This is a genomic window from Pseudomonas sp. Z1-14 (genome assembly GCF_051132005.1).
Classification (GTDB): domain Bacteria; phylum Pseudomonadota; class Gammaproteobacteria; order Pseudomonadales; family Pseudomonadaceae; genus Aquipseudomonas.
The window spans coordinates 3,254,116-3,269,134 of the sequence record NZ_CP071646.1 but is presented as its reverse complement, the minus strand read 5'-3'; the positions used below and the strand labels follow the sequence as shown (position 1 = coordinate 3,269,134).

The 15,019-nt window shown below is 62.4% G+C and carries 14 protein-coding genes and 2 pseudogenes; 12 read left to right on the top strand and 4 right to left on the bottom strand.

What is annotated here, in order from left to right:
* Positions 1-140: 140 nt before the first annotated feature.
* From J3P89_RS14610 to J3P89_RS14595, 4 genes and pseudogenes are all read right to left on the bottom strand, one after another.
* The gene (locus J3P89_RS14610) at positions 141-662 is read right to left on the bottom strand and encodes a hypothetical protein (RefSeq protein ID WP_434674148.1); all 522 of its coding nucleotides are present in this window, start codon (positions 660-662) and stop codon (positions 141-143) included.
* 218 nt (positions 663-880) lie between these two features.
* Positions 881-1,267: a hypothetical protein gene (locus J3P89_RS14605; RefSeq protein WP_434694609.1), complete on the bottom strand. Its 387-nt coding sequence runs from the start codon at positions 1,265-1,267 to the stop codon at positions 881-883.
* Between the two features lie 34 nt (positions 1,268-1,301).
* A pseudogene (locus J3P89_RS14600) lies at positions 1,302-1,618 on the bottom strand (FAD-dependent oxidoreductase); the annotation flags it as partial.
* 54 nt (positions 1,619-1,672) lie between these two features.
* Positions 1,673-2,644 carry an AraC family transcriptional regulator gene (locus J3P89_RS14595; protein ID WP_434694608.1) on the bottom strand — a complete coding sequence of 324 codons (972 nt, stop codon included), beginning with the start codon at positions 2,642-2,644 and terminating at the stop codon, positions 1,673-1,675.
* 101 nt (positions 2,645-2,745) lie between these two features.
* On the opposite strand from J3P89_RS14595, the gene J3P89_RS14590 reads away from it, so the two are divergent.
* From J3P89_RS14590 to J3P89_RS14535, 12 genes and pseudogenes are all read left to right on the top strand, one after another.
* Entirely contained in the window at positions 2,746-4,017 is a 1,272-nt protein-coding gene (locus J3P89_RS14590; RefSeq protein WP_434694607.1) for an MFS transporter, read from the top strand.
* A 339-nt stretch (positions 4,018-4,356) separates the two neighbouring features.
* The gene (locus J3P89_RS14585) at positions 4,357-5,304 is read left to right on the top strand and encodes an ABC transporter substrate-binding protein (protein ID WP_434624287.1); all 948 of its coding nucleotides are present in this window, start codon (positions 4,357-4,359) and stop codon (positions 5,302-5,304) included.
* A 253-nt stretch (positions 5,305-5,557) separates the two neighbouring features.
* Positions 5,558-6,973 (top strand): LLM class flavin-dependent oxidoreductase, encoded by a 1,416-nt coding sequence (locus J3P89_RS14580; RefSeq protein ID WP_434694606.1) that lies wholly within the window; start codon positions 5,558-5,560, stop codon positions 6,971-6,973.
* Between the two features lie 4 nt (positions 6,974-6,977).
* On the top strand, positions 6,978-7,949 hold the full coding sequence (locus tag J3P89_RS14575; protein WP_434694605.1) for an AMP-binding protein: 972 nt from the start codon (positions 6,978-6,980) through the stop codon (positions 7,947-7,949).
* Complete coding sequence (locus J3P89_RS14570) at positions 7,946-8,716, top strand: ABC transporter ATP-binding protein (protein WP_434652175.1); 771 nt, start codon at positions 7,946-7,948, stop codon at positions 8,714-8,716. Before J3P89_RS14575 ends, J3P89_RS14570 begins: the two co-directional genes overlap by 4 nt.
* Positions 8,713-9,594 (top strand): branched-chain amino acid ABC transporter permease, encoded by an 882-nt coding sequence (locus tag J3P89_RS14565; RefSeq protein ID WP_434624279.1) that lies wholly within the window; start codon positions 8,713-8,715, stop codon positions 9,592-9,594. Before J3P89_RS14570 ends, J3P89_RS14565 begins: the two co-directional genes overlap by 4 nt.
* A 4-nt stretch (positions 9,595-9,598) precedes the next feature.
* Positions 9,599-10,663, top strand: a complete 1,065-nt coding sequence (locus J3P89_RS14560; protein WP_434694604.1) for a branched-chain amino acid ABC transporter permease — start codon at positions 9,599-9,601, stop codon at positions 10,661-10,663.
* Positions 10,664-10,750: 87 nt separating this feature from the next.
* A complete protein-coding gene (locus J3P89_RS14555; RefSeq protein WP_434694603.1) occupies positions 10,751-12,085 on the top strand; it encodes an ABC transporter substrate-binding protein in 1,335 nt (444 codons plus the stop codon).
* Positions 12,086-12,110: 25 nt separating this feature from the next.
* Positions 12,111-12,887 carry an ABC transporter ATP-binding protein gene (locus J3P89_RS14550; RefSeq protein WP_434694602.1) on the top strand — a complete coding sequence of 259 codons (777 nt, stop codon included), beginning with the start codon at positions 12,111-12,113 and terminating at the stop codon, positions 12,885-12,887.
* 168 nt (positions 12,888-13,055) lie between these two features.
* Positions 13,056-14,288 carry an SfnB family sulfur acquisition oxidoreductase gene (locus J3P89_RS14545; protein ID WP_434694601.1) on the top strand — a complete coding sequence of 411 codons (1,233 nt, stop codon included), beginning with the start codon at positions 13,056-13,058 and terminating at the stop codon, positions 14,286-14,288.
* Between the two features lie 10 nt (positions 14,289-14,298).
* Entirely contained in the window at positions 14,299-14,685 is a 387-nt protein-coding gene (locus J3P89_RS14540) for a hypothetical protein (RefSeq protein ID WP_434694600.1), read from the top strand.
* 138 nt (positions 14,686-14,823) lie between these two features.
* Positions 14,824-15,018 (top strand): annotated as a pseudogene (locus tag J3P89_RS14535) (PLP-dependent transferase); the annotation flags it as partial.
* Position 15,019: the final 1 nt, after the last annotated feature.

The window sequence follows — 15,019 nt, the reverse complement described above, 5'->3', positions numbered from 1 at the left end:
GCCAACAAATCTGTCCCCCTTTTCAGCGCTTTTCACCGCTTTCGCTGCAGAACAGTGGTCGGTAATCGGTGTCGTTGCCCGGGGAGGGCGCTATCCGCCCGTAATGGTATCCAACTCGCAACGGATGCCGTGCGGTGTCCCTATTCTTTAACGAATTTCAGGCATGCGAACCCAGTCTTGATTTGCAGTTGTTGAATGGGTTCGACGCTTTCCTGGTCGCCGACTTTCTTGACGACGCCTACGCCGCAAAAATATTCGTCGCGATTGAAGATAGGAAGAATGCCTGTCCTGGGCTTGCTCCAAGAGCCTTGGACCAAGGTATACGTGGCGCCGTTCTGTGGAGTGAAAGAGAACGGTATCTGGCAAACGCTGCCTCCTGCCACCCGCCCATATGTCAGGATCAGTTCCTTATTCACGGCGACCCGAGATTCGATATGGTCGCCGTTAGAGGGCAGGATGGTGTAACCCGCATAGCATCCATTGTCGCTGAACGTCATGGCATCCAGTCTCGCACCATTTCCAGCCTTGAGGCGAACCGTTGCGGAGGGTTCACCGGGGGCGGGAACGACATACTGCTTGCCCTGCAAAAACGAAGTGCAACCGCTAATGACAAACACGCCGGCCAGCAAAATACATTGGCTGGACTTTTGAATGAGGTGCATCCATCTCTCCTTGATTCTATTGGGTGCCCTAGTCATCCTGGGGCTTGGGACTGCCGAATAGCGGGCTGATATTTCGGTCCTTAAGCTTTGCTTAAACAGCAGCAATACGTCTGCTTCTGGCCGAAAGTAACCGGTTGCGAAGGGCACCAACCGGCCAAAAGCGGCGTTCGATTCACTACCTTCAGCCGAAGAGCTGAAAACCTCTCGATCAGTGAAAGCTAGTCTCTAAGGGTACGCATTATTTCCTCGACCACCGGCTTCGTGTATTTCTCACCGGGGTCAGTTTCCGGTGGGTCGTTACTGCGGAACCATTCACCTTGATCGAATGCTTGGTAAAGCGAGAAAGCGGGCTGAGGCATGTCGTTAGTCATGCCTACTTCAACCACAGCAGTTATGATCCCGTTCATAACGCCGTTGCAAAAATCATAGAGCAGAGATCCTTGTAGATAGCCTTCCGCAACCGCGACGGACAGCTCGTTCAGCACATCATGCGGTGTAACGGCGAACCTTTCGCAAATGGGGACAAGATCACTCAGCGTTAAACCGTCTGCTTCCGCTTTTACCGACAGTTCCTTGAGTTCGATCTTCGGTAACACGATGATCATGAGCTTCTTCCGGTTAGGTGATCGCGACACCAGGCGTCGCCGATGCTGGGTTATCTGAAGGTGGTTGCGCTTCACTTGTCCCCGCACTGTAAGCCAGGGCTCCTGTCCATTGTATCCAGGCAGCTGCGTTTGGAGTCGGCGGTAGTCCGTAATTGCCGCACCGCGCAATTGCGCAATGGGGTGTGCTTCGCGGCACGAGGTATTGATCCAGGCGAATGAGCTTGCGGCCACTCCCGATGCTATATCTCCAGCCTCGATCACCACCACATCCGCGCCTTTCCTCGCCAACTGATACGCCACTGACGTACCCGCGATGCCCGCGCCAATGACAACTACGCGTTTGCCCTGCATATCAACTTCCTTAATGCCGACGCGAAGAATCAACTACGTCGCCCCATCTGCCTATCAAGGCTGGAGAGCCGACTGCCTCGACTGACGACTCAACCCAGGCGTCTTGCCCGTAACGCGCTTGAATGCGCGGCTGAAAGCGGCCTGGGAGGTGTAGCCCAGGCGCTGCGCCACTTCTTCGATTGGCAGCCTTTCGAGCGTCAGCCACTGGCTCGCGAGCCGCATCCGCAGTTCGGTGACGTAGCGCAACGGGGCCATGCCGACAGTCGCCTGGAAACGGTCGGCGAAGACCGAGCGCGAGGTATTGCATTGCTTCGCCAACTGCGCAACGGTCCAGTCGCGGCCCGGTTGTTGATGGAGCGCGAGAAGTGCATTGGCCAGGCGCTGATCGCGCAATGCGGCGACCAGGCCAGAGGCATTGCCGCAGGCGCACTCCACCCAACCGCGAACGACCATGGCGGCCACCACGTCGGCCAGTCGCGCGAGAATGCCGGCGAAGCCGACACGTGCGGCGCTGGCTTCGCGTTCCATGGTGGTCAGGATCGGCATCAGTCCAGGGTAACGCTGGCCGCCGGCGTCAATCAGCATCAGGCCCGGCATCAGCCTGCCCAGGCCATGGATGCTGCCCAGTTCAAACTCCATGCAGCCGCTGAACAGAATGGTCGTCGGCGTGGGGCTGGCATCGTTTCCGGTATCCACCGCGCTGACGGCATCGCCGAGGGGAGCGCCGTCCAGGCGATCGATGTCTTGAACCGGCGCGTCCACATCGGACAGCAGTTGGTGGGCCGCCCCATGGGACATGAACACGGCATTGCCGGCCGACAGCGCATAGGTGGTTCCGTCTTCCATCCGCAGCAGTGCATTGCCGACCGCCAGGAAGTGGAACCAGGCGTGTCCGGGTTTGTCAGCGAAGCCGAGGCCGAAGGCTGGACCGGCCTGGATACGCCGGTACTCGACGCCGCGCAGGCGCATGCCGCGCAACAACTCGTTGATGAGATCCGAGGAGAGGGCAAACTGATCGGTGGGCATGGCTCAGGTGTTTCGGTCAAAAAGTCGAGGTTTCCGATCATAGATCATCCGGTTTCGCGCGCCTAGACTGCGGGTCGCAATGAAATTCGGAGATCCGTGTAATGACTGACTGTGTGTGTAATGCCGGACCCGGCAGCCGTTCCGGCGTCGGGCCGGATGTGGAGCCGACAACCCCCGCGTGGATGGCCGTTTTCTCGCTGGCAATGGGCGTGTTCGGATTGCTGACCGCCGAGTACCTTCCGGCCAGCCTGTTGACGCCGATGGCGACCGACCTGGGAGTGTCCGAAGCGTTGGCTGGCCAGGCGGTAACGGTGACCGCAGTGGTTGCGTTGTTCGCTGGGCTGTTGGTGCCAGGCCTGACCCGCGGCATCGACCGCCGCTGGGTGCTGCTGGGTTTCTCCACGTTGATGATCGCATCCAATCTACTGGTCGCCGTTTCTTCCAGCCTCGCGGTGCTGTTGCTGATGCGTATCTTGCTGGGCATTGCCCTTGGCGGGTTCTGGAGCATGGCGGCAGCGGTGGCGATGCGCCTGGTACCGGCGGCTTTGTTGCCCCGAGCGCTCTCGATTATTTTCAGCGGCATCGCCATCGGGACGGTGGTTGCGGTCCCGTTGGGTAGCTACCTGGGCGGGCTGTATGGCTGGCGCAGCGCGTTCTTTGCAGCGGCGGCGGTAGGTGTGGTGACCCTGGCTTTCCAGTCGTTCACGCTGCCGCGCCTTGCGCCACGCAGGCCGGCACGCCTGCGCACCGTACTTGAAGTGTTGCGGCGCCCGGGCATCGCCATGGGCATGTTCGCTTGCGTGCTGGTGCACAGCGGCCATTTCGCGATGTTCACTTATGTCCGGCCATTTCTCGAAGGGACTACCGGCATCGACGCGCAAGGGCTGTCGCTGATGCTGCTGGGTTTCGGTGTGGCGAACTTCGCCGGCACGCTCCTGGCCGGGTGGGTGCTTGAGCGTCATCCGCTGGCCACCCTGGTATTGATGCCGGCGCTGGTAGGCGTTGCCGCACTGGCGTTGGTGCTGTTGCCGGCCTCGGTGCCGGGCCAGGCGGTGCTGCTGGCAATCTGGGGCCTGGCCTTTGGCGGTGTGCCGGTGGCGTGGTCGAACTGGGTCGCCAGCGCGGTGCCTGATCAGGCGGAAAGCGCCGGGGGCATGGTGGTGGCGTCCGTGCAGTCGGCCATCGCAACGGGCGCTGCCGCTGGCGGTGCAATGTTCAGCCTCGGTGGCAGCGCCGGCGTATTCGTCGCGGCGGCTGTGCTGATGCTGCTGGCTGCGTTGCTGATTGCGTTGCGGGTGCGGGTTCGTTCTGTCCATGGCAGTGCCCAGGCCACGACGGCGCCGCTCATTGCCAATCCGTCGCAACGGCAGTGAGCATTTCATGAATCAGTTGCCCGAACCGTTGTGTCAGCAAGCCTTGCGGCCTGTCTGCCGGTAGCAGCAGATAGGTATTCCAGGGAGCGGTGCAAGCAGGAAGAAGTCCCGCTGGAATGGAATATTGCAGGCTCCGTGCCACACCCGCAGCAGGGCGGCTGGCGGGGACGCGAGGGGGTGGAAGTCTGGAGGGCGATGTTGCCCTGTCAACAGTCTGCTGCGGCGCTGTTGCAGCGCAGTCAGCGGTCGCAAGTGACTTATGAGCTTATGCCTTAAAAGAATTTCTGAGTTGAACTACAAGAACGTTAAGTTCTAAGAAATTCATTCAGGAGTCTTTTCATGAAGCCCGGCCAATTCTTGCAACGTCTACTGCTCGGCACATTGTTTGCCGCACCGTTGGCCCAGTCCGCCGAGCCATTGGTACTGCATGTCGGCGACCAGAACTATTACAACGTCCGGGCTTCGGTGGAGGCTTCGGGTGTGCTTGAGGGCGCCCCCTATCGCGTCGACTGGAAGCACTTCCAAGCGGCCGCGCCACTGGCCGAGGCGCTGAGTACCGGTGACCTGGACCTGGGTTTCCTCGGCGATTCGGGCTTTTTGTTCCTGGCAGCCAAACAGGCACCAGTGAAGTTGATCGGCGTCTCGCGGCAGAACCCTGACACCATCGCGCTGCTCGTGCCCAAGGACTCGCCGGTCAAGACCATCGCCGACCTCAAGGGCAAGAAGGTCGCCTATTGGCCCGGGGCGTGGAGTCAGCAACTTACACTGCGCGCCCTGGAACGGGCCGGCTTGCCGGAAGACCACGTCGACTTCATCAAGCTGATGCCCATTGATGCAGCCGCTGCCTTGCCCCAGGGCAGCATCGATGCCTTTCCGGTGTGGGAGCCCTACATCTCGCAACAGATCCTCTTCTCCGGCGCCCGGCCGATCCTGACGGCGAAGGACCTCATGCCCGGCCTCAGCGCCATTGCCGCCTCGACGCCGGCCATCGACAGCAAGCGTGAAGCCATCGCCGACTTCCTCGGCCGCGTGAAACAAGCCCGCGCCTGGGTCGACAACCACACCGACCAATACGCGGACCTCTGGGCAAAGAAGGCCAATCTTGACCAGGACGTCTCGCGCCATTGGTTGCGCCAGGCCCACATGAGCGTTGGTCCGGTGGACCAGCAGTCCGCCGCCGACCTGCAGAGCACGGCGGACTTCCTGTTCAAGGTCAAGGCGCTGCCGGCTCCGCTGGCCACTGCTGGCGTTATCGACACGTCCTTCAACCAAGCCTTCAGCCATTGAACATTGATGAGCGTTGGCCGGTTGCGGACCAGGCCGTCGAGTGGGTGTTGGCAAACGGTCCCGAGCGAATGTCCGAACTGTTTGTTATCGAACAATTGATCAACACCGGTGTTGGGAGGCAGTCACCCTGATTGCGCGGTTCCGTGAGTAAGCCACTGTAAATAAAGGAATTTACGAACTGGCATGAATCATGTTGAGACAGCAACGAGAAAGCGCCCGGATAGGGTGCTGAACCCATCGAGCAGGAGTTCCCATGCCACGTGAAATTCGTTTCAATGCCTTCGAGATGAACTGCGTCGGCCACCAGTCTCCAGGGCTCTGGCGACATCCCCTGGATCGTGCCTGGCAGTATAAAGACCTGGATTACTGGACCGACCTGGCCAAACTGCTGGAGCGCGGCAAGTTCGACGGCATCTTCATTGCCGATGTGATCGGTATCTACGATGTGCTCGGCGGCAATGGTGACGCCGCGATCCGCCAGGCGACCCAAGTCCCGGTCAATGATCCACTGGCGCTGATCACGCCGATGGCACTGGTGACCGAGCACCTGGGTTTCGGCCTGACCGCCTCGTTGACCTTCGAGCATCCCTATCCCTTTGCCCGCCGCCTGTCGACATTGGATCACCTGACCAAGGGGCGCATCGGTTGGAACATCGTCACGTCTTACCTCGACAGCGGCGCGCGTAACCTCGGCCAGAAGGCGCTGAGTGATCACGATGCACGCTACGACTACGCCGACGAATACCTCGAGGTGCTCTACAAACTGTTCGAAGGCAGTTGGGAGGAGGGCGCGGTGGTGCGCGACCGGGAGCGCGGCATCTTCAGCGACCCCGGCAAAGTCCATGAGATCCGTCACCAGGGCAAGCACTTCCAGGTGCCGGGTATCCACCTTTGCGAGCCGTCGCCGCAGCGCACGCCGGTACTCTACCAGGCGGGGGCATCGAGCCGTGGCAAGGATTTCGCCGCCGGCCATGCGGAATGTGTATTCGTCGCGGCGCCGTCGAAGGTCATCCTGAAAAAGACCGTGGCCGATATCCGTCGACGTGCCGCCGAGGCCGGGCGTGATCCGCGCAAGGTGCTGATCTTCAACCTGCAAACGGTGATCGTCGACGAGACCGATGCCAAGGCACAGGCCAAGTGGCGGGAGCTGAAATCCTACAGCAGCTATGAGGGCGCGCTGGCGTTGGTTTCCGGCTGGACTGGCATCGATTTCAGCCAGTACCGACCCGACCAGGTGCTCAAGCACATCCATACCAACGCCATTCAATCGGCCGTGGAAACCTTCTCCACCGCCGACCCCGACAAACAATGGACAGTCCAGGAACTGGCCGATTGGGTCGGCATCGGCGGCTTTGGTCCGTTGATCGTCGGCGGCGCGCAAACCGTCGCCGACGAGTTGCAGGCCTGGGTCGAGGAAACCGATGTGGACGGCTTCAACCTGGCCTACGCCCTCGCCCATGAGACCTTTCGTGACGTGGTCGAGCTGCTGGTGCCCGAACTCCAACAACGCGGCGTGTACAAGACCGACTATCGCCCTGGCACCCTGCGCGAGAAGCTGTTCGGCGACGGCCCGCGCCTTCCCGCCAGCCACCCGGGCGCTGGTTATCGGGACTTGAATCGCCTGGCCCCGCGCGCTCGTGTCGCTGAGCCGGCCCTGGTTGAGGAGTAAGCGCATGAGTGTTTTCGAACTCAATGCTCCATTGCCCGAAAGCGTGACGGACAGCGCCCTCGTGGCGTTGCAGCGCTGGGCCAGGGAGCGTCCGACGCAGATCGCCATGCGTCATCGACGCCTCGGCGCCTGGAAGGCCTGGCGGTGGATCGATGTGCAACGCGAGGTCGAGCGGGTTTGCGATGGCCTGCGCCAGCAAGGCTTCGTCCCTGGCGCGCGGTTGGCACTGAGCGGTGCCTTCGAGCCGAGCCTGCTGATTCTGACATTGGCGGCGCGCCAGCTGGGTGGACACAGCGTGGTCGTCGACCGCGACAGTCAGGGCGAGGATCTGCAACGCCAGTTACGTCTGATCCGCCCTGCGTTCGCCTTTGTCCAGCGCCGCGAAAGTGTCTCGCACTGGCTGCAATGCGGCCTGGATGAAGAGTGGCCGCTGCGGCTGTATTCGGCCCAGGCCAGTGCGGCGCGTCGTGGCCTGTGGCAGGTGCAGTCACTGTCGGTGCTGTTCGTCACCGAGGCGCCGGCAGCGCAGCGCCAGGGCTGGGCCCAGGTCGCCAAGGACGCGGTGGTTTGGATCGATGAGGGCACTGAATGGCCTGATGGGCTGACTCATCTGTTCCGTCGCTGGCTGGAGGGCGGCGAAGGCCTGGCCTTTCCGGAAGCGCGCGAGTCAGCCAGCCGCGATCGCCGCGAGATTGCCCCGACGGCCTTGCTGTTGTCCGCTGCGCGAGTCGAATCGCTGGCGGCGGAAATCGAAGCCCGGCTGCCGATTGCAGGCAGTTGGCGGCGACGCCTCTGCGAATGGACCCTGGATGATCCGCGACGTGGTCTGCGCCGCTGGCTCAAGGCGCGGGTGCGGCGTCTGCTCGGGTTCCAGCGGCTGCGCCGGATCGAGGTGCCAAGCGCGCCCGCAGATGCCTTGTTGCAAGGCTCGGCGCGCCAGGCCTGGTTGCAGGAATATCTGGAGCGAGCCGCATGAATGCGCTGTTGGAGGTGCGTAATGTGTCGCTGTCGTTCAGGGGCGTGAAAGCGATTTCCGACCTCTCGTTCAGCGTCAGGCTTGGTGAGATCTGCGCGTTGATCGGGCCGAACGGTGCGGGCAAGAGTTCGTTGCTGAACATCCTCAACGGGGTCTACCGGGCCGATGCCGGCCAGGTGTTCTTCGCTGCCGAACCGTTGCGCCGTCCGCATCCACTGAAAGCGGCGCGGCTTGGTATCGGCCGGACGTTCCAGAACAACGCGCTGTTCAAGAAAATGAGCGTGGTGGACAACCTGCTTACTGGCCTGTCGCGCTTGCAGCGTACGTTTTTTCTCGAGCAGGCCTTGGGCTTGCCGCGCGCCCGGCGCGAGGCGCGGGCGTTCGCCGAGCGGGCCGAGCAGGTGTTGGAATTCCTCGAACTGCAGGCCTGGCGTGACGTCGCGGTAGGCAGCCTCGCCTACGGTTTGCAGAAACGCGTGGAGCTGGGCCGGGCACTGATCGCGCAGCCGACCCTGCTGTTGCTCGACGAACCGATGGCCGGCATGAACGCTGAAGAAAAACAGGAGATGAGCCGCTTCATCGTCGATATCAATCGCGACCTTGGCACCACGGTGATTCTCATCGAGCACGACATTCCAGTGGTCATGGGGCTGTCCAGCCATGTGGTGGTGCTGGACTACGGACGCAAGGTCGGTGACGGCACGCCCGCGCAGGTGCAGGCCAACCCCGATGTGATCGCCGCTTACCTGGGGGCCTCGCACTCATGAATTTCTTTCTGGAAACCCTGGTTGGCGGGCTGCTGGCCGGCACTCTGTATTCACTGGTGGCCATCGGTTTCGTGCTGATCTACAAGGCCAGCGGCGTGTTCAATTTTGCTCAGGGCGCGATGCTGCTGTTCGCCGCGCTGACCTTCGTCAGCTTGCGTGAGCAGGGCCTGTCTTTTGCCCTCGCGTTGGTCCTGACGGTGCTGGTGATGATCGTCGGCGCATTGTTGATCGAGCGCCTGGTGCTGCGGCCGCTGGTCAACCGATCGCAGATCACCCTGTTCATGGCCACCCTCGGCCTGTCGTTCATCATCGAGGGCCTGGCCCAAGGACTGATGGGCGCCCAGGTGCGTGCGCTGGACCTGGGCATCGAGGACGTCCCGCTGTTCGTGGGGGAGATCATGGTCAGCCAGTTCGACTTGATCGCTGCTGGAGTGTCAGGGCTGACGGTGGCGGTGCTGGCCTTGCTGTTCAACCAGACCCGCATCGGGATCGCCCTGCGCGCCGTGGCCGATGATACCCGTGCGGCGTTGTCGCTGGGCATCAACCTCAATCGCATCTGGCAGATTGTCTGGGCCGTGGCCGGAGTGGTCGGCCTGGTCGCCGGGTTGCTCTGGGGCGCGCGGCAGGGCGTGCAGTTCTCGCTTTCGCTGGTGGTGCTCAAGGCACTGCCGGTGCTGATCATCGGCGGCTTCACCTCGATCGGCGGGGCCATCGTCGGCGGGCTGATCGTCGGTGCGGCGGAGAATCTTGCCGAGGCTTACATCGGTCCGCTGATCGGCGGAGGCATCACGCCCTGGTTCGCCTATTTCCTCGCCTTGATCTTTCTCTACATCCGTCCGTCCGGCCTGTTCGGCGACCGGATCATTGAACGGGTATGACGCCATGACCGCTACTGTTGCGCGCCTCACTGCCAGCTTCGACGACTCACCCCTGACCCTGGTGCGCCGGCGTTGGCGGCCGGGCCTCTTGTTGCTGCTACTGGTGGCTTTTATCGGGTTGCCGTGGCTCGGTAATGACTATTGGCTCAACGCGATCCTGATTCCCTTCCTGGTGCTGTCGCTGGCAGGCGTGGGGCTGAACCTGTTGACCGGCTACACCGGCCAGACCTCGGTCGGTGCCGCCGGCTTCATGGCCGTGGGCGCGTTCGCCACATACGGCTTGCTGCTGCGCGTGCCCGGGCTGCCGTTGCCACTGGCGCTGCTTGGCGGTGGAGTGATTGCCGGGTTGGTCGGGCTGCTGTTCGGCATTCCAAGTTCTCGGATCAAGGGTTTTTACCTGATGGTCACCACGCTGGCCTCGCAGTTTTTCCTGGAATGGGTATTTGCCAAATTCCCCTGGTTCTACAACTACGCCTCGTCCGGCACCATCAGCGCGCCACGCCTGGAGCTGTTCGGCCATAACCTCGGCACCCCGGTCGGTCGCTACCTGTTGACCCTCAGTTGCGTGGTGCTGTTGACCTCGGTGGCGGTCAACCTGGTGCGCAGCCAGATTGGCCGCAACTGGATGGCCATCCGGGACATGGACACCGCTGCCGCTGTCATCGGGATCGCCGTGGAGCGCGACAAGCGCATGGCCTTCGCCGTCAGTTCGTTCTACCTCGGAATCGCCGGGGCGCTCTGGGCGTTCGCGTACCTGGGGACGGCCAGTGCAGGCAGCTTCGACATCAATCGTTCGTTCCAGATTCTGTTCATCATCATTATCGGTGGCATGGGCAGCATTGCCGGCAGCTTCATCGGCGCGGCCTTCATCAGCCTCGTGCCGATCCTGCTCAGCCATGCCGGCCTATGGCTGTTCAACGGCAACGTCGATGCCGGGCAACTGCAAAACCTGCAGAAGGTGCTCTTCGGTGGCCTGATCATCTGGTTCCTGATCAAGGAACCGGAAGGGCTGGCACGCCTGCTCGGTGACCTGCGTGAACGCATCAGGGTCTGGCCGCTGCGGTTCTGAGCGCCTTCCCACAACCCAACGAACCTTGACCCTACCGAGGGAAAGGAGGTTTCCAACACTGCACAAGACCCAATCGAGAAGACCAACATGCATGCAACTTTAAAACGCAGCCTCGCTGCCATCGGCCTGGCACTGGGTGCCTGCGCAACGCTGGTACCGGTTGCCCAGGCGGCCAACGAACAGTTCTTCCCCCTGGCCACCTACCGGGTCGGGGCCTATGCCTCCAGCGGCATTCCGGTGTGGGCCGGAATGATCGACTATCTGCGCTACATCAACGAGGTGGAAGGTGGGATCAACGGTGTCAAGCTGGTCTGGCAGGAGTGCGAGACCGAATGGACGGCGGAAAAAGGCATCGAGTGCTACGAGCGCTTCAAGAACGGCCTCAACGGCGCGCCGGTGGCGGTCTACCAGCCCAACGGTGCACCGGCGGCCTATGCCCTCGCGGACAAGGCCGAAGCCGACCGGATTCCGCTGATCACCCTCGGCTACGGCCGTACCGAGGCCACCGATGGCAGGGTGTTTCCCTACAATTTCCCGGCCATGCTGACGTTCTACAGCGAGGCCTCGGCATTCATCAATTATGTGGCTGAGCGTGAGGGCGGGCTGGACAAGCTCAAGGGCAAGAAGATCGCCACCGTCTACCATGACTCGGCCTATGGTCGGGAAACCCAGGGGCCGCTGGCGCTGCTGGCGCAGAAGTATGGCTTCGAGAACATCCAGATCGCGGTGGCGGATCCGGGCAACGAACAGGCCGGGCAGTGGCGCCAGGTGCGGCAGCTCAAGCCGGACTGGGTGTTCCTGCGTACCTGGGGTGTATCCACGCCGGTAGCGATCAAGACCGCGGCGCGTTTCGGCTACCCGGTGGAGCGCATCGTCGGCGACATCTGGGCCAGTTCCAACGAGGACGTGTTGCCGGCCGGCGAGGCCGGCAAGGGCTACCTGGCGTTGACACCCTATCCAGGCGGTGCCGATTTCGACATCCACCAACGCATTCGCCAGTACATCCTTGATACCGGCAAGAGCGATCTCAAGGATCCGAAGAGTTTCGGCAGCGTCTATTACAACTCCGGCCTGGTGAATGCCGCCATTGCCGTCGAGGCGATCCGCACCGGGCAGAAAAAGTTCGGCAATCGCCCGCTCAACGGTGAGGAAGGTCGCTGGGGCCTGGAGCATCTCGACCTCGATGACGCGCGTCTCAAGGAGATCGGTTTCCTTGGACTGATGCAGCCGCTGAAGCTGTCTTGCAGCGACCATGAAGGTGGCGGGGCAGCCAAGGTACAACAATGGGACGGCCAGCAATGGAAACTGATCACCGACTGGGTCCAGGCCGACCGCGCGACGTTGCGCCCATTGATCGACGCCAAGGCCGCCGAGTATGCGAAAGAAAAGGGCGTAACGGCCCGCGATTGCGCGGCGCAGTAGCCGTGCGCACGAGGAGGAAGAACCCATGACCATTGCGGCCCTTGCGGGCACCGCAAGCAGCGAGTTGCTGGCGGTACACGACATCGAAGTCATCTACGACGGCGCGATCCTCGCCGTGGCCGGGGTTTCCCTGCGGGTCGGGCAGGGCGACATCGTTGCGCTGCTGGGCGCCAACGGGGCTGGCAAGAGCACCACGCTCAAGGCCATTTCCGGGTTGGTCCAGGCTGACCGTGCGCAAGTCAGCCGCGGCCGGATCACTTTCCAGGGTCAGGATACCGCCGGCGTCGCCGCCAACCTGCTGGCCCGCCAGGGCATTGTCCATGTGCTGGAGGGGCGCCACGTGTTCGCCCACCTGACTGTCGAGGACAACCTGCGCACCGGCGGTTTCCTGCGTAACCCGACGCGCCGGGAACTGGAACAGGATCTGGAGCGCATCTACGCCTGGTTCCCACGTCTCAAGACCAAGCGCAAGACCCAGGCCGGGCTGACCTCCGGTGGCGAGCAGCAGATGCTTGCCATCGGTCGGGCGCTGATGACCCGACCTCGGCTGGTATTGCTGGATGAACCTTCGATGGGGCTGGCGCCGATCCTCGTCGAGGAGATTTTTGCCATCGTCGCCCAGCTCAATGCCCAGGAAGGCATGAGCTTCCTGGTGGCCGAACAGAACATCAACGTTGCGCTGCGCCATGCCACCTACGCCTACGTCCTGGAAAACGGTCGGGTCGTGGGTGAGGGCAGCGGTGCGGAGTTGGCGGCGCGGGAAGATATCCAGCAGTTCTATCTGGGCGGCAAGACCGGTTGAGTGCCGGTTTTCCGCTGTCTTGTGGGCAACAGTGAATCCGCAGTTTGCTGTTGCAGGGGCTTTGTCCAGCCCGCTGCTGGTTCACAACTCTTTGAAAATAAAGGGTTTAACGGGTTGGTGCGGACTGTGCTCTGGCTGTTGATGAACCCGTTACGAAAGGAGCAGCACATGAGCCATTCAGCGACTATTGATCCGTCCGAGCAGGTTCGTCCGGTGCCTCGGCGCCCGGCCCACCTCATTCGCAGCGACGCCGAGGCGATCGCGGTGGCGCACCGTGTGGCCGGGGATTTTGCTCGCGAGGCGGCAACCCGCGACCAAGAACGACGACTGCCCTGGGAAGAACTCGAACGCTTTTCCGAAAGCGGGTTGTGGGCGATCAGCGTGCCGAAGGCCTACGGTGGCGCCGGGGTGTCCTATGTCACGCTGAGCGAAGTGATCGCCATCATCTCCGCAGCCGATTCCTCCCTCGGCCAGTTGCCGCAAAACCATTTTGGAGTACTCAGCAATCTTGGTTTGACCGGCAGCGAAGAGCAGAAGCGGCGCTACTACGCCAGGGTGCTCGAGGGGTATCGCTTTGGTAACGCTTTTTCCGAAGCGCGAAGCCAATACGTCACGACCTTCCAGACGCAGATCCGCTTCGAGGGTGACACGGCGGTACTCGACGGCGAAAAGGCCTACTGCACCGGTGCATTGTTCGCTCATATCGTGCCGGTAGCCGCGGTGGACGAGGCGGGGCATGTGCATATCGCGCTGGTTCCGCGCGATGCCGCCGGACTGACGGTGATCGACAGTTGGGACGGTTTCGGCCAACGCATCACCGCCAGCGGCCAGGTGCGCATCGAAGGCGTACGCGTGCCTGCCCGCGACGTGGTACCTGCCTGGAAAGCCTATGACCAGCCCACTTCCGATGGTCCGATTTCGCAGATCATCCAGGCCGCGGTGGACACCGGCATTGCCCGGGGTGCCTTCGCCGAGACCCTGCGTGTCGCCCGCCAGGCGCGTCCTTGGGTCGACAGCGGCCTGCAATACGGTTGGCAGGATCCGCTAGGCCAAGCGCTGATCGGCGAGCTGGCCTGGCGGCTGCAAGCGGCCGAGGCGATTTTGCAGCGCGCGGCCCAAGCGGTCGATCTTGCGGTCGCCGAGCCCAGTGAGGAACGGGTCGCCGAAGCCTCTGTGGTCGTAGGCCAGGCCAAGGTGCTGTCCACCGAGATTGCCCTGGAGGCTTCCAGCCGCCTGCTGGAGCTGGGCGGCACGCGCAGCGTCTCGGCCAGCCAGGGCCTGGACCGATTCTGGCGCAATGCGCGGACCCATACCCTGCATGACCCGGTGCGCTGGAAATATCACCTGGTCGGCAACCAGCTTCTCAACGACATCAAGCCGCAACGTCACTCCTGGAACTGAGGTATCGAGCATGTCCCATTCACACTCCCAGGGTCGCAGCGACCTCGCCCATGCCCGCCACGTCGAGGCGGCTCTGCTTGACTACCTGCGCGGGCAGAGCGCGCGACATGAAGCCCTGGTGGTCGCCGCGGTCGGTGACCTGCGTATCCGTATCGACGCTGCCGATGCGTTGCTCGAACGCGCCAACGCCTCCCAATCGGCTGCCATTGCCTTTCGTCTGGCTGCTGCCGAGGCGGCGCGTGTCGGCGCCCATCTATTCTTCGAGCTGGCCGGGCGCAGCTTGCCGCGGCCGTTGCCGGATGCAGCCGAGCCGGCGTTGCTGACCCAGCGTCGGCTGCTGGGCGACCATTACCTCAACGGCGCGGCGCTGGCTGATGGACAGGGAGGGCAAGCATGACTGCTGCTCAAAAGTCCTTTCAACGCCCGGACGATATCAAGGGTCAATTGATCCGCGATGTGCCCTGGCACTTGGTCGAACATATGCCCCTGATTGTTCCTGATCAGCTCATAAGCCCGGCGCACCAGTGCGTTGATTATCGATGCGTTGCAGGTGTTCGGGTTGGGGGCGTCCTGGGGTGGGTTCGAGAGTCTGGTGACCGTTGCCGATACCCAGGATCGGCAGAGCGCCGAGGATCGGGCGTTGAACCCGGTGGTGCGATTGCATGTGGGATTGGAGGATGTCGAGGTGTTGATCGAGGACCTGCAGCGGGGCTTTGTGGCTGCCGGATGAT